Origin of the sequence: Nocardioides albus (assembly GCF_014648255.1) — a bacterium.
GTDB lineage: Bacteria > Actinomycetota > Actinomycetes > Propionibacteriales > Nocardioidaceae > Nocardioides > Nocardioides albus.
Genome location: NZ_BMQT01000009.1, coordinates 224651 through 238697, shown reverse-complemented (window position 1 = coordinate 238697; position 14047 = coordinate 224651). Strand labels below are relative to the sequence as shown.

At 67.6% G+C, this 14047-nt stretch carries 10 protein-coding genes; 2 read left to right on the top strand and 8 right to left on the bottom strand.

Annotated features, from left to right (window positions below; genetic code table 11):
- Positions 1–40 precede the first annotated feature (40 nt).
- Positions 41–3970, top strand: coding sequence for a P-loop NTPase fold protein (locus IEY84_RS19860; RefSeq protein WP_183546165.1), 3930 nt, complete (start codon positions 41–43; stop codon positions 3968–3970).
- Positions 3971–4333: 363 nt separating this feature from the next.
- On the opposite strand, the gene IEY84_RS19855 is transcribed toward IEY84_RS19860, so the two are convergent.
- From IEY84_RS19855 to IEY84_RS19845, 3 genes are all read right to left on the bottom strand, one after another.
- Positions 4334–5695, bottom strand: coding sequence for an HNH endonuclease signature motif containing protein (locus IEY84_RS19855; protein ID WP_183546163.1), 1362 nt, complete (start codon positions 5693–5695; stop codon positions 4334–4336).
- Positions 5696–6250: 555 nt separating this feature from the next.
- The gene (locus IEY84_RS19850; RefSeq protein ID WP_183546161.1) at positions 6251–6619 is read right to left on the bottom strand and encodes a nuclear transport factor 2 family protein; all 369 of its coding nucleotides are present in this window, start codon (positions 6617–6619) and stop codon (positions 6251–6253) included.
- A 30-nt stretch (positions 6620–6649) separates the two neighbouring features.
- Entirely contained in the window at positions 6650–6898 is a 249-nt protein-coding gene (locus IEY84_RS19845) for a zinc ribbon domain-containing protein (RefSeq protein ID WP_183546159.1), read from the bottom strand.
- A 41-nt stretch (positions 6899–6939) separates the two neighbouring features.
- On the opposite strand from IEY84_RS19845, the gene IEY84_RS19840 reads away from it, so the two are divergent.
- Positions 6940–8229, top strand: coding sequence for an MFS transporter (locus IEY84_RS19840; protein WP_183546157.1), 1290 nt, complete (start codon positions 6940–6942; stop codon positions 8227–8229).
- Here the strand turns inward: IEY84_RS19840 and IEY84_RS19835 are convergent.
- The 5 genes from IEY84_RS19835 to IEY84_RS19815 are packed head-to-tail and all read right to left on the bottom strand — an operon-like array spanning position 8226 to position 13956.
- The gene (locus IEY84_RS19835; RefSeq protein ID WP_229788855.1) at positions 8226–9848 is read right to left on the bottom strand and encodes an amidohydrolase; all 1623 of its coding nucleotides are present in this window, start codon (positions 9846–9848) and stop codon (positions 8226–8228) included. The two genes, IEY84_RS19840 and IEY84_RS19835, sit on opposite strands and share 4 nt — an antisense overlap.
- A gap of 20 nt (positions 9849–9868) precedes the next feature.
- A complete protein-coding gene (locus IEY84_RS19830; protein WP_183546153.1) occupies positions 9869–10702 on the bottom strand; it encodes an ABC transporter permease in 834 nt (277 codons plus the stop codon).
- The gene (locus IEY84_RS19825; RefSeq protein ID WP_183546151.1) at positions 10699–11619 is read right to left on the bottom strand and encodes an ABC transporter permease; all 921 of its coding nucleotides are present in this window, start codon (positions 11617–11619) and stop codon (positions 10699–10701) included. Before IEY84_RS19825 ends, IEY84_RS19830 begins: the two co-directional genes overlap by 4 nt.
- Positions 11612–12817 carry a polyamine ABC transporter substrate-binding protein gene (locus IEY84_RS19820; RefSeq protein ID WP_183546149.1) on the bottom strand — a complete coding sequence of 402 codons (1206 nt, stop codon included), beginning with the start codon at positions 12815–12817 and terminating at the stop codon, positions 11612–11614. Before IEY84_RS19820 ends, IEY84_RS19825 begins: the two co-directional genes overlap by 8 nt.
- On the bottom strand, positions 12814–13956 hold the full coding sequence (locus IEY84_RS19815; protein ID WP_183546147.1) for an ABC transporter ATP-binding protein: 1143 nt from the start codon (positions 13954–13956) through the stop codon (positions 12814–12816). Before IEY84_RS19815 ends, IEY84_RS19820 begins: the two co-directional genes overlap by 4 nt.
- Positions 13957–14047: the final 91 nt, after the last annotated feature.

Below are 14047 nucleotides of genomic sequence, written 5' to 3'. Positions count from 1 at the left end.
AGCACCTCGCCGTCAGGTGGTTGCCCGGGAAACTTGGCGGATGCGCGGGAAATCGGGACCCGAGTCGTCACGTCCGGCCGACCAGGGTTGGCGCGCAAAGCGGGCGATCGCGCTCACCACCGGCGGCAGGCTCCTGGCCTCGGGCGACACCAGCGGCAGCATCCACCTGTTCCGGACCGGCACCGGCCACCGCCGGGCGCCGCTGCAGGGTCACCACGCGGCGGTGAACGCCCTGACGTTCTCGCCCGACGGCACCCTGCTCGGTTCGGTGGGCAACGACAGGCGCGCGATCTTGTGGAATCTCAGGTCCGAGCGCAACAACGACGGCCTGGACCTGGGCGGCGCGACGGGGCTCGACATCGAGATCTGCCCCGACGGCCGGCTGCTCGCGGTCGCCTGCGACGACGGGAAGGTGCGTATCTGGGATATCGGTCATGTCGCGGAGCAGCCCCGATGGGTCCTGGACACTGGTTCCCCGAGTCGCCTCAGGAGCCTTTCGGTGGGGCCCAACGGGGTTCCGCTGGTCGCCGGAGGCGAGGACGGCCGGATCTGGGTGTGGGACAACGCTCGTGATCGAGACCAGAGCGTTCGTACGCTCGGCTGCATCGACTGGAAGGTCCACGAGGTGGCTCTGGTCCGTGGGCGGGGGCAGGTCGTCTCTGCCTCCGAGGACCGCGCCATCCGAATCTGGGACCTGAGCGACGGGACGACCCGCATTCTGGAGAACCCCTCGGGATGGGTACGCACCGTCGCGGTCACCGATACGCACATCTACGCCGGTTCCGATGACGGCAAGGTGCGTGAATGGGATCTGGACTCGGGCGCAGCCCCACGCGTCGTCGCCACCTACTACCCGTTCGTCTACTCGATCGCGGCCAGCCAGGATGGCTCGGTGCTGGTCGTGGTGCCCGGTGGGCGTCTGATCGTGCGACATCGCGGCGGTCGTGAGCGCACCCTCCACGAGCCGAACCACGTCTGGTCGACGGCGGCGACCGTCTTCCCGCAGCGGAACGTCGTCGTGGCCGGAGCCGAGGACGGCACGTACGTCGTCAGCGGCCCGAACCACCGGACGATGCGCATTCCGGCCCACGAGACGATCCTGCGAAGTCTGGACGCGGCTCCCAAGAGGGATCAGCTCGCCTCCGGTGGTGACGATGGCAAGGTCATCCTCTGGAACGTCGCGACGGGGCGCGAGGAGCGCAGGTTCCGCGGCCTGTCCTCGGCCGTACAGACCCTGTCGTTCAGCCCCGACGGAAGGATGCTGGCCGTCGGCGACCGAATGGGCCAGCTCACCGTCTGGAACCTGGCGGGAGGCGAGGACCCGATACCCCGGAAGCTGTTCGAGAACTGGCTGCTGGGGATCGCCTGGTCGAAGGATGGCCAGCGGGTCGTCGCCTGCGGGGACAGCAAGATCTCGTTCGTCGAGGTCGCCACGGGCAAGGCCATCGAGTCAGCACCGCCGCTCTCGGCTCCAGCGACGCTCAGTGCCGTCGCGTTCGGCGACAACGGCCTGGTTGCGGTCGGCGACCGGATCGGATGGATCCATCTCTTCGACGAGACGAACGGGTCCTGGCGGTCGGTGTGGCTGGGTTCGGAGAAGTGGGTGCGCTCGATTCGCGCGATCCCGGGGAGCGCGGACTTCGTCGCTGCTGTGGGCGGCTCGATCGTCCATGTCGAGGGCGGCGGGGAGGGGGAGGTTCGATTCACCGAGATCGCCCGCCACACCTCTCCGGTGCTGTGCCTGTCGCCCGAGGACCCGGACACCGGAAGTCCGTGTCGTGGGGTGGTCGCCGTCTTCGGTGACGGCGCGATCCGTGTCGTACCCGTCTCCTCGGGCGGCAGCGAGTGGGCGGAGGAGGAGGCTCTGTCCTGGCTGGCCGCGGTGGTGACCAAGCCGAGATACGGGCTGGTCGACAACGACCAGCCCAGCAAGGCCGATCACCTCGGACTGGATGCCGACCTGCGTACGTTGGCGCACATCATGGCGGCGAGCTCGACCGAGCCGCCCCTGGCCATCGCCCTGCTCGGGATGTGGGGGTCGGGGAAGACGACCTTCATCGAGCACCTGGAGAAGACGATCCGGGCGCTGGTCGAGGCCGAGGAACGTGATCCGACGGGCGCATTCGTGCAGAACGTACGCTACGTCGGGTTCAACGCCTGGGACTACAGCGACAGAACGGCGCTGGTCGGCATGGTGATCGAGATCTTTCGGGATCTCCGAGCGCAGTCTGAGGTCAGTGAGGAGCTGCCGGACATCGCCGATCCCAAGACGTGGCGTGAGCGGGTGGAGTCGGCCCGGGTCGCGGTCGAGTGGCAGGAGAAGGTGAGTGCGGAGACGAACTTCTTCAAGAGGGCCTGGCTCCGCATCCGCGGCGCCAACCCCCTGCGCCCCGGCTTCGGACGGTGGACCACCCGACTGGCCGGGCTGCTGCTACCCCTTGGTGTGCTCGCGGGGGTGGCGACGCTCTTCTGGTCCTTCTTCGCCCCGCAGCTGGCGAAGGCGGTGCCGGGAGTAGCGAGCGGGGTGCCCGAGTGGGCGGTCGGGGTGGCGCTCTCGGGCGCTGTCGGCGCGATCCCGGCAGCATTCGTGAGGGCCATCGAGGTATCGAAATCCGTCGACGAGTCGGTGACTTGGGCGGCGAACTGGATCAGGTCGAAGGACGGGGACGCCTTGAGACGAGCGAAGCTCGCCCTGGCCGAGCTCGACCCGATGACGCGAATCAGCGAGCTGCTCCATGACGCGACGATGGAGGAACAGCGCTCGAAGCACCGTGGCGTCGTGGGGGATCTGCACGATCAGCTGCGGGCGCTGAGCGAGGCGCTCAGCGAGGCCAAGAGAGGCTACGAGTCGGACGCGGGCGATTCCGCGTGGCCGTCACCACCCATCCAACGGATCTTCATGTTCGTCGACGACCTCGACCGCTGCGAGCCACACCAGGTCGTCGACGTGCTCCAAGCCGTCCATCTTCTCCAAGCGACCGGCCTCTTCGTCGTCCTCGTCGCCGTGGACCCGCGTTGGCTCGAGACCTCGCTGCGGAAGCATCGACCCGAGGCGTACGAGACGCTCGACGTCAATCAGAGCATCATCCACCGAGTCGGAGACCCGCTCGACTTCCTGACGAAGATCTTTCAGATCCCGTTCGCGCTGCCCCAGGATCGAGGCGGGAACTATCTCATCGAGCTGGCCGATGCCGCGCGAGCCAGGCAGCCCAGATCAAGGCCTTCGCCGACCGTGCTGACGCCTGACGATGTGATGCTCCGAAACGAGAAGGACCTGTCCAAGACCGGTCAGGCGCCGTCCGAGTCCCCGGCAGAGGCGAAAGCCGCGAGCGGATCGCTCCAGGGTCTGCCGCAACCCAGGAGAACCCCGGAGCTGCCGGCAGAAGCACTGACCGTCTCGGAGGACGTCGCGCGCTATCTGAACAGCATCGCTCGCTACTTCTCGAACCCCCGCTCCGCGAAGCGCCTGATCAATCTCTTCCAGACGATCCGCATCCATCAGATCTTCGCGGCCTCGCGGGACATCGCGAGAGACCCGAGCATGTACATGCCCATCGGTGGGCTGCTAGGTCTCGTCGTCGGCATCCCGAGCCTGTCCGAAGAGGTCCTGCTCGCCGGCCGAGTGGCTGAGCGGGGGACGCCGATCGCCGAGGTCATCGACGGAGTGCGTCGCAAGCACGTGGAGCACATGGAGCGCAGAGGGCTCATCGGCCGCAGGGCCAAGGAGAGGCACACGCCGCTGCGATGCGACACCTGTCGTGTGTGGGACGTCGTCAAGAAGGTGATCGATGACGTAACCGGACACCACGACATCCGGTTGAGCGTCGACGAGTTCCTGCCGTGGATCGACCTGGTCGCACGCTTCGGGTTCCACAAGGACCTCGTCTGGCACACGGCGCTCTCCGCTACCACCGGTGAAGGCATCCACAGCGGAAGCGCGCTCAGCCGCCGACCGCCCGGCGCGATGTGAGAAGACGTTACGAACGGCGGGCTGTTTCAGATCGAGGCCTTCTTGTCACCGGTGGTCGAGCCTGTCGAGACCACCCGTATTTGCGTGGTCGGCCGAAAGGATTGATCCCGTTCGTGGTCGACCTGTATGAGACCTCGCTGCTGCGGTCGACCGAGCGACTTGGGTGCCTGACCGGCGGCCGTAGGGCGGGTGGGGCCGATACCGGGCCTGGGTTGGGAGATTTCAAACCAGGGTGTCCGGCCCGGGTGCCATTTACCTGTCTTGCGGGCTTCCAGCCCTGGTCTCCGGTATGCGTCGGGATATCTGTCCCTGACCGGGTTTGAGAGATGAGTGCGTACGCCGGTCGCGAGTGTGTTTGCGGCGTCAGGCCGCGTGGTCGTGGCCGAGGTCGTTCACCGCTTCAGGGGCGGTCACGTCTGTGATGTCGGTTGTGCCCTCGGGGCTGGTGAGGAACTCATAGCCGTGTGGGGATCGCCATCGGTAACGCCCGGGTGCGAGGCGTTGGTAGGTCCAGCCGAGATGAGTTTTCGCGCGGTGGTGTCGTCGGCACAGGCAGGTCAGGTTGGAGGTGGTGGTCTTGCCGCCTTGGTCGTACGGGATGCGGTGGTCGAGGTCGCAGTTCTCGGCTTTGACGTGGCAGCCGGGGAAGGCGCAGGTCTGGTCGATGAGCTGGACCTGGGTCCGTAGCCGCTCGGTCGGGATGTAAGCGGTCGTGGTGATCTCCTCGTTGAGGTCGATCACCGTCATCGGTCTGATCACGACGCCGGGCAGGGTGGCCCATCGGTCGAGCTGTTCGATGGTGGCCAGGCCACGGGTGTTGCCGATCCTGATCAGGCCGGTGGTGGCCAGGTTTCGGGTGTCGGTGTGGATCTTGAGGTCGATCACCCGGCCCTTGCCCGGCAGGTCGCCCGCACGCTCGGCGCCGAGGGTGCCGGTGTTGTAGGCCCGGGCCAGGACTCCCAGGGCGGCGGCGCGGCGGGCGTCGAGGGACAAGTCGGCGGTGGCCTCGTAGTCGAGCAGACCGTGGGCGATCGAAGCGACCGCGGCCTCGAGGTCGAGAGCATCCGCGGTGTCGAGGGTGGCGGTGATCTCGGCGGTGGCGCCGGCGGCTTGGCCTTGTTCGGCACCGACCGGGGGCAGGAACAGGCTGGGGTTGGTGTCGATGTCGCAGCGGCGGTAGTCGACGGCCTCTTCGGCGATCGCCGCGGTCAGGTCGGGCTCGAACAGGGCCGCTGCTTCTTTCGCGGTCCGTTCCAGCTGAGTGACCCCGATCTTGTGAGCATGCGCAGCGACCTGGCCATCGACCCAGGCGGCGACCTCGGGGTCGAGGTGACGGGTGACGTCAGCGACCCGGCGCGCCCGCCACGCCGCCAGGGTGCCGTCCAGGATCCGGGCCCAGGTCCGGGGCAGTCGCCAGGCGAGCTCGACGGCGTCGGCGAGGTATTTGCGGCCGGTGTAGGTCGAATAGCCCAGCACGGCGGCGAACTCGACCATCGCGGCCTCGGAGACCAATGGCGCACCAGGCCCGGTCAACGGGACTGCCCGGTCCCCATACGAGTCGACCTCCAGGACCGCTGCCTCGCCGATGGTCGTGACGACGTTCGCGGCCGCGTACTCCGCCGCAAGGATCAGGGTCTCGCGGGCTGCTTGGTCCTCGTCCGCACGCGAGACCCTGACCGCGGCCAGCAGGCCGGGTGAGGTCTCGGGTTCGAGGACGGTTTCCATGCCCGTATTCTACCAAGAACGCATGTTATACACCAGATCGATCAAGCCTTGTTTCCGCAGATCAGACCGCATATTGCTGCCGTGGTCCGGATGATGCCAGGCGATGACATCTCGATCTCCACAAGTGTCCATTCGATCCCCAAAACTGCACACTCGCCGAGACCCCGACCCGCCTTCGACGCCCGATGGCCCCGCCGCGTACGCCTGGAAAACCCAGTCAGGGACAGGTATCCCGACGAAACCCGAAGGCAAGGCTGGAAGTCCGCAAGACAGGTAAATGGCACAGTTCCCAGGCACCCTGGTTTGAAATCTCCCAGCCCAGGCCCGGTATCGGCCCCACCCGCCCTACGGCCCCCGGTCAGGCACCCAAGTCGCTCGGTCGACCGCAGCAGCGAGGTCTCGAGACGGGTCGACCATGAACGGGATCAATGTTTTCAGCCGACCGTGGCGCACGGGGTGGTCTCGACAAGCTCGACCACCGGTGGTTGAGCTCGACCACCGGGGCGCGAGTCTCTCGGGGCGACCGTGGGAAGGATCCGCGTGTGTCGCGATGAGCTACTGAGGCCTGGTGCCCACGGGCGGGGCGAGGTCGACGTCCGTCCACACCTCGGTCATGTCCACGATGAGCTCGTCGCGCAAGGTGATGAACGTCGCCACCTCGAAGTGCTGGAGCTCGCCGTCGGTCGTCCCGGTGACGTGAGCCCGGCCCGCGGCCCGCTCGTGGTCGGCGATGCAGTCCAGAAGCCGGAAGTTCTGGAAGCCGGGATACTCGGCGTTGACCTGCACCCAGGATTCCCGGTCGAACGTCTCGCCGGTGTGGACGTAGAGACACGAGAACTCGGGATGGAGCAGCGCAGGGAGCTCATCCCAACGATGCGCGTCGATGGTCTGAGAGAGCCGCTCCATCATCTCCTGTGCTGACATCTGCGCAGCATGACCGATGCCGTCGCGTGGTCAGCCGACGGCGGGCCGCGGCCCGGACATGAGCTGCTGGGCCTGCTCCTTGGACACCTTGGACGCATAACCACAGTTGACGCAGTCCATGCGCCGCGACGTACCGACCGGGATGAGCGGGACGAAGAAGAGGGTGAACTTGCGGACGATCTCGAAGAGCCGGTGCGCCGCCTGCTGGTGACAGCTGGGGCACACGAGGGAGAGGGTCGCGAGCAGTCGGGTGTACGACTTGATCCCGAAGATGATCATGCTCGAGAGTCTCCCACGGCGCAGGCTGATTGAATTGCGCGGTGGTTCGCACCCCCAACCCCCTCTGGCACACCCTCACCCATCTCCGCGGCAACCCGCGTGCGTGCGTCTGGACCGAGCCGATGTGGGGTCTGTCGATGGCGCTGGTGCTGCCGTACCTCTCGGTGTTCATGCTGACGATGGGCGTGCACGACGAGCAGATCGGTCTGATCGCGAGCGCGGGCATGGTCTCCCAGGTCTTCTTCGGCCTCGCCGGCGGGATCATCACCGACCGGCTCGGGCGACGTGCGACGACGGCTCTGTTCGACGTGGTCGCCTGGGTGATCCCGTGCCTGATCTGGGCGTTCACGCAGAGCTTCTGGGGCTTCCTCGCGGCGTCGATGGTCAACGGCGCGCTGCAGGTGACCCAGAACTCCTGGGACTGCCTGATGGTCGAGGATGCCGAACGCGGCCAGATCACCAGGATCTACTCGCTGGTGCGGGTGGCCGCGGACTGTTCGGCTCTCTTCGCGCCCATCGCCGCGATCCTGGTGGCCCGGTTCGGGCTGGAACCGGCGGTCCGGGTGCTCTTCGTCAACGCCGCAGTGGTGATGACGGTGAAGATCATCTGGCTCTACCTGTGGTCATCCGAGACCCGGCAGGGACGGATCCGGATGGCGGAGACCGACGGGCACAGCCTCTGGCGGCTCCTGGCCGGATATCGCGGGGCGCTGGCGCTGCTGGTGCGCTCCCGCGGCTCCGTCCTGGCGCTTGCGATCGCAGCGCTGTTCGCCGCGGTCACGCTGATCAACGCGACGTTCTGGCAGGTCGTGGTCAGCCAGCACCTGCACGTCCCGGACCCGTTGCTGCCGTTCTTCCCGATGGTGCGCTCGGTGATGTCAGTGCTCTTCCTCTTCACCCTCATCTCCCGGCTGACCGGCGGGATGGACCTCAAGAGGGCCACGCTGTGGGGTTTCGGGACCTACCTCGCCGGCCAGCTCCTCCTGGTCCTGATCCCGGCGTCGCACGGTGACGCCGACCTCGCCACGTACGCACTTCTGGGGGTCTGCCTGCTTCTCGACAGCTTCGGAGCGGGGATGCTGTTCATGCTCTCGGAGTCCCTGGTGGCTCTGCACGTCGACGAGGCCGAACGTTCCCGGGTGATGGCGCTGCAGCGGATGTCGGTCATGCTGGCCGCCGCCCCGTTCGGCTGGATCTCGGGATGGCTCTCCGGGATCGACCGCACCTACCCGTTCTGGCTGACCGCAGGGCTGCTCGTCCTCGGTGCGGTCCTGACCGCGACGCGTTGGGTGCCCACCCACCCGGAGCCGGAGCCGGAGCCGGTCGCTTAGGACTTTCGGTGGACCTCGCGGCCATCGACATAGGTGTGGGTGACCTGGGTGCCGGCGAGGACGGTGTCGCCGTCGAGAATGTCGTTGTCGACCACGACCAGGTCGGCGGCGTACCCGGTCTCGACCCGGCCCGTCGAGCCCTCCAGACGGTTCAGGTACGCGGTTCCGGTGGTGTAGCCGGCCAGTGCTTGGAGGACCGTGAGCGCCTCGCCGGGCAGCAGCGGGGGCGCGTCGGACGGCTGGTCGGGGGCACGCCGGTTGATCGCGACGTGCATGCCGAGCAGCGGCGCAGGGTCGGAGACGGGCCAGTCGCTCCCACACGCGATCCGGGCACCCGTACGCAGCAGCGACCCGAACACGTACTGCTGCTCGCGCGCCTCCGGCGCCAGGAACGGCAGGGTCAGCACCTCCACCGCCTCGTCCAGGCAGGCCCACAGCGGCTGGATGTTGGCGGTGACCTCCAGGTCGGCGAATCGGGGGACGTCGGACGGGTCGACGACCTGTACGTGGGCCAGATGGTGTCGCCGCCCGCCGGCTCCGTTGACCGCCCGCGCGTGCTCGATCGCGTCCAGACTGTCCCGGACCGCGCGATCCCCGAGGGCGTGGATGTGTGCCTGGAACCCGTTGACGCCCAACGCCGCGACGTACGCAGCCAGCGCATCGGCCGGGATGAAGCTGAGCCCGCGGTTGTCGGTCAGCCGACCGTGGGCGTCGAGGTAGGGGGAGAGCATCGCCGCGGTGTGGGTCTCGCAGACGCCGTCCTGCATGATCTTGACGCTCGCGGCGTCGAGCCCGGAGCGCGCCGCAAGGGCGCGGCGTTCGATCAGCTCCGGAAGCTGCTCCAGGCCGCGGTCGCGGTCCCACCACTGGGCGAGGACGACCTTCGCGGTGAGCAGGCCGGCGTCCTGAGCGGCGAGGTAGGTCGGCAGCGAGTCCGGCATGCCGAGACCGTCGCCGACCAGTGCATCCTGCCAGCCAACGATGCCGACGGAGTGGAGGTGGCGTTGCGCGGTCAGCAACGCCTCGGTCAGGTCGCGCGGGGTCGGGGCAGGGACCAGCGAGCCGACCAGTGCCATCGCGCCCTCGTGCAGCGCACCCGTGGGGTGGCCGGACGCGTCACGCTCGATCCGCCCGTCGGCGGGATCAGGCGTGCGTGCGTCGATGCCGGCGAGCTCGAGCGCCCGACTGTTCACCCAGGCCGAGTGGTGGTCGCGGTTGGGCAGGAAGACCGGCCGGTCGGGGAGGATCTGGTCGAGCGGCGTAGCGGTGGGTACTCCGCCGGGGAAGGAGTCCATCGACCAGCCGCCGCCGCTCACCCACGCCCGGTCCGGGTGAGCCGCCGCGTAGGTCCCGATGGCGTCCAGGTAGCCCTCGAGCGTCGACAGCCCGGTCAGGTCGCACTGGTTCATCTCCAGCCCGGCCTGGATCGGGTGCACGTGGGAGTCGTGGAAGGCGGGCAGAACCCACCGGCCGTCGAGCTCCTCGACCACGGTGTCCAGACCGGCCAGAGCGTCGAGATCTGCGCCGATGGCCGTGATCCGCCCGTCCTGGACGGCAAGGGCAGCATGCTCCCAGCGACCCGCACGCAGCACGCGGCCGCCGCGCAGCAGCAGGTCCACGGGCCTCGCCCGGCCGCTCATCAGTTCACGGCCATGGTGTCGGTGACAGACGAACCCGACCGCTTGAGCACCCATGCAACCAGGCCCAGGACGAGCAGCGTGAAGACGAGCAGGATGGTGGAGACGGCGGCGATCTCGGGCTTGAGACCGGAGCGGACCGAGGAGAGCACGTAGACCGGCCACGAGGTCGTGCCGGAGACGTTGATGAACGAGGAGATCACCGTGTTGTCGAGGCTCAGCGTGAAGGCCAGCAGCCCGCCGGCGAGCACCGCCGGACCGACCAACGGGATCGTGACCTTGAAGAACGTCGCGACCGGTTTCGCGTAGAGGTCTGCCGAAGCCTCTTCCAAGGACGCGTCCAGTCCGACCAGGCGGGCCCGGACGATATAGGTGACCACGGCGGTCGCGAAGAGCGAGTGACCGATCACGAGGCGTACGTAGCCGTTGTTGAACGGCAGCAGCGACCAGTCCTGTCCGAGCGTCACGAACCAGGGGAGCAGTGCGATGCCGTCGACGATCTCCGGAGTCACCGAGACCAGCAGCAACAACAGCGTGAACGGTCCGGTCCAGTGGCCCGGGAAGCGGGCCATCGCCATCCCGGCCAAGGTGCCGAGCACGGTCGCCAGGAGGGCGGCGACCACCGCGGTCTGCAGCGAGACGGCGACGGTGTGGCGTACGGTCGGCCGATCGATGATCGCCGTGAACGGCTCCAGGCTGAAGCCGTCCCAGGCGGTGAGCAGGCGACCGCCGTTGAAGGAGTAGATGCCGATCACGATGATCGGGGCGAACAGGAAGAGGAAGACCAGCGTGGTCCACGCGCCGAGCGCGATGTTGGTGCCGGAGGGCCTGCTCATGCGGTCACCTCCTTGGTGCGGACGGTTCCGATGACCAGCCTGCTGCGCCTGTGCAGGAGCCATCCCACGGCCCACATCAGCGAGATGGCGAGGATCACGATGAGCATGGTGAGCAGGATGAGGACGACCGCCATGGCCGAGCCCAGGGCCCAGTTCTGGGCGGTCAGGAACTGGCTGGCGATCAGCGAGCCGACCATCGTGCCCTTCGTGCCACCGAGGACCGCCGGGGTGACGTAGTCGCCCATCATCGGGATGAAGACGAGGATGATGCCGGCGATCATTCCCGGCCGTGCCAGCGGCAGCGTGACCTGGAAGAACGTGCGTATCCGGCCCGCACCGAGGTCCTTGGAGGCCTCGCCGAGCGCGCTGTCGACGCGGTCGAAGGCGACGTACAACGGCAGGATCATCAGCGGCAGATAGTTGTAGATCAGCCCCAGCAGCACCGCGCCGCGGGTGTTGAGCAGGTCGTGCGGGTCGGCGACCAGACCGACGTCGGTCAGGAACCCGGCCAGGGCGCCCTCCGAGGACAGGATCACCTTCCAGCCGATCGTCCGGATCAGGAACGAGGTCCAGTAGGGCACCATCACCAGCGCGACCAGCAACCCGCGCCGGTGCGCGGGGACCTTCAAGGCCATGAAGTACGCCGCGGGCAGAGCGATCAGCAGGCACGCGACCGTGCCGAGCACGCTCATCCACAACGTCGCCCGGAAGATCGTGAAGAAGGTCGGGCTGAACGCCTCGGCGTAGCGGTCCAGCGACATCACGGCGTTGCTGTGGCTGCCGAACATCCCGGGCTTCTCGCCGAGGCTGAACCAGGCGATCTGCAGGAACGGCACGACGAAGAATGCCGTCAGCCACAGCCACGCGGGAACGGCGAGGACGAACCCGGGAAGCCTGCTGGACCCGTTCCTAGGCACTGGCGGCGGCCTTCAGCTTGTCGTAGACCTCCGTACGCCGGTCCTGAGCCTTGTTGACGGCGCCGTTCTTCATGGTGGCGAGCTGCTCCTCGGTGAAGAAGATCATCTCGGGCAGCTCGACCTTGCGCTCCTTGGCCATCTCCTCGATACCCAGCGTGCCGGTGTTGTAGCCGATGTAGTCCATCTCCAGGAAGGAGTTCTCCGGCTCCAGCACGTAGTCCAGGAACGCGTGTGCCGCCTCGGGGTGGGGTGCTCCCGTCGGGATGCACCAGTTGTCCATCCACAGCTCGGTCGTCGGGCCGGCCAGGACCCACTTCCAACGGTCGGGCTGCTTGTGCTCGAGGATGCCGAGCCGGGAGTCGCCGTTCCAGTTCTGCATCAGCGCGAAGGTGTTCTGCTGCATCGCGCCGGTGGCCGGGTAGGAGTCGAAGCCGGCGATGTGCGGCGCCCACTTCTCGACCGCCTCGGCCTCGAAGGCGTCGTAGTCGGCCATGTCCTCGGTGTTCCAGTCGATGCCGTTGGCCCAGAAGTAGATGCCGGCGATGCCCTGCGGGTCATCGAGCAGGGAGGTCTTGCCCGAGGCCTCGTTCTGCATCGCGTCGATGAAGTCGTTCCACGTCTTCAGGTCGCGCTTGATGACGGTGGTGTCGTAGACGAACCCGGTGGTGCCCCAGCACTTGCACACCGAGTATTCGTTCTCCGGGTCCCAGTCCTGACCGAGGAACTGCGGGTCGACCTTGGCGAGATTGGGGATCAGGTCCTTGTTGAACGGGACGATGATCTCGTTCTCGATCAGCTGGGGGATGTAGACGCCGGTCGGCACGACGATGTCGTAGCCGCTGGTGCCCTTGGCTGCGACCAGCTTGGAGATCAGCTCCTCGTTGGAGCCGTAGGAGTCGAGGGTCACCTTCGGGCCGGTCTTGCCGAAGGCGTCGATCACCTCGGGGGCGTCGTAGTCGCCCCAGGTGTAGATCGACAGCGACTTCTCCATCGGCCCGCCGGTAGCGCCGGCGCCGGGCTCGACCGCGCTGGACTCGCCCCCGCCGCCCGCGCCGCAGGCGCTGAGCGCCGCCCCGGCGCCAGCGATCGCCGCCAGGCTCAGGAAATGACGCCGGGAGAGCTCCTGACGGATCGCTCGCGCGCCGGCATGGCTGGCCAGGATGCGTACGTTCCCGTTCTTGCTTGCAGGCTTGCTCACTGTGGGCTCCTAGCGGTGGTCGGGTCGATCGGGGTATCGAGGGGGAAGAGGCGTACGTCCTCGGCGGCCCAGCCGCACAGGACCGGGTCGCCGGGGGAGAGCCGGGTGGCGCCGTGGGCTGGGCGGCGGATCAGCAGACTGATCTCGTCGGTGACCCTGACGAGGTACTGGATCACCTCGCCCAGCGGAGAGACCTGCAGGACCTCGCCGGAGACTGAGTTGAGGCCACCCGTCACCGTCCCGGACTCGGCTCGGGGCTCGATCGAGATCAGCTCGGGGCGGATGGCGGCCTGGTGGGGCTCGCCGGGCTTGCCGTCGGGCTTCGCAGGGCCTTCGACCACCGCGATCGGGGTCTCGACGGTGGTGCCGTCGGCGCTGACCTCGCCGTGCAGGAAGTTCTGCTGGCCGACGAAGCCGGCGACGTACGCGCTGGCGGGCTGGTTGTAGACGGTGTCGGCGTCGGCGAGCTGCTCGATCCTGCCGGCGCGCATGATCGCGATCCGATCGCTCATCGCGAGCGCCTCGTGCTGGTCGTGGGTGACGAAGACGAAGGTGATCCCGAGGCGGGACTGGAGGAGCTTGAGCTCGACCTGCATCTCCTCGCGCAGCTGCCGGTCCAGGGCGCCGAGCGGCTCGTCGAGAAGGAGTACGCCGGGGCGGTTCACGAGCGCGCGGGCGAGCGCGACCCGTTGCTGCTGACCGCCGGAGAGCTGGGTGGGGGAACGATCGGCGAAGTCGAGCATCCGCACCATCCGCAGCGCCTCGACGACCCGTTCGCGGATCTCGGCCCTGGGCGTCTTGCGCTGCTGCAGGCCGTAGGCGACGTTTTCCGCGACGGACTTGTGCGGAAACAGGGCATACGCCTGGAAGACCGTGTTCACGTCGCGCTGATACGGCGCGAGCCGGACCACGTCCTTCCCGCCGATCAGGATGCTGCCGGAGTCGGGCTTCTCGAAACCCGCGATCATCCGCAGCGTCGTCGTCTTGCCGCAGCCCGACGGGCCGAGCAGCGAGATGAACTCGCCGGCCCGGATCTCCAGGTCCAGGCCGTCGACCGCCGTGGCCTGGCCATAGGTCTTGGTCAGGCCGCTGATGGTCACCGAGCCGGAGGGTGGGTCCGGGGTAGCTGTCGTGGTCATCGCTGCTCCAGTCGATTGTTCACTTAGCGCTGCATTCCACCACAAGATCCGGAGAAAAGTACGGAATCGGTTGTAAAGGAACGGTTACGAA

Coding starts and splice junctions, on each gene's coding strand:
- IEY84_RS19860 (WP_183546165.1), top strand. CDS start 41: ATGCGCGGGAAATCGGGACCCGAGTCGTCACGTCCGGCCGACCAGGGT.
- IEY84_RS19855 (WP_183546163.1), bottom strand. CDS start 5,695: ATGGAAACCGTCCTCGAACCCGAGACCTCACCCGGCCTGCTGGCCGCG.
- IEY84_RS19850 (WP_183546161.1), bottom strand. CDS start 6,619: ATGTCAGCACAGGAGATGATGGAGCGGCTCTCTCAGACCATCGACGCG.
- IEY84_RS19845 (WP_183546159.1), bottom strand. CDS start 6,898: ATGATCATCTTCGGGATCAAGTCGTACACCCGACTGCTCGCGACCCTC.
- IEY84_RS19830 (WP_183546153.1), bottom strand. CDS start 10,702: ATGAGCAGGCCCTCCGGCACCAACATCGCGCTCGGCGCGTGGACCACG.
- IEY84_RS19815 (WP_183546147.1), bottom strand. CDS start 13,956: ATGACCACGACAGCTACCCCGGACCCACCCTCCGGCTCGGTGACCATC.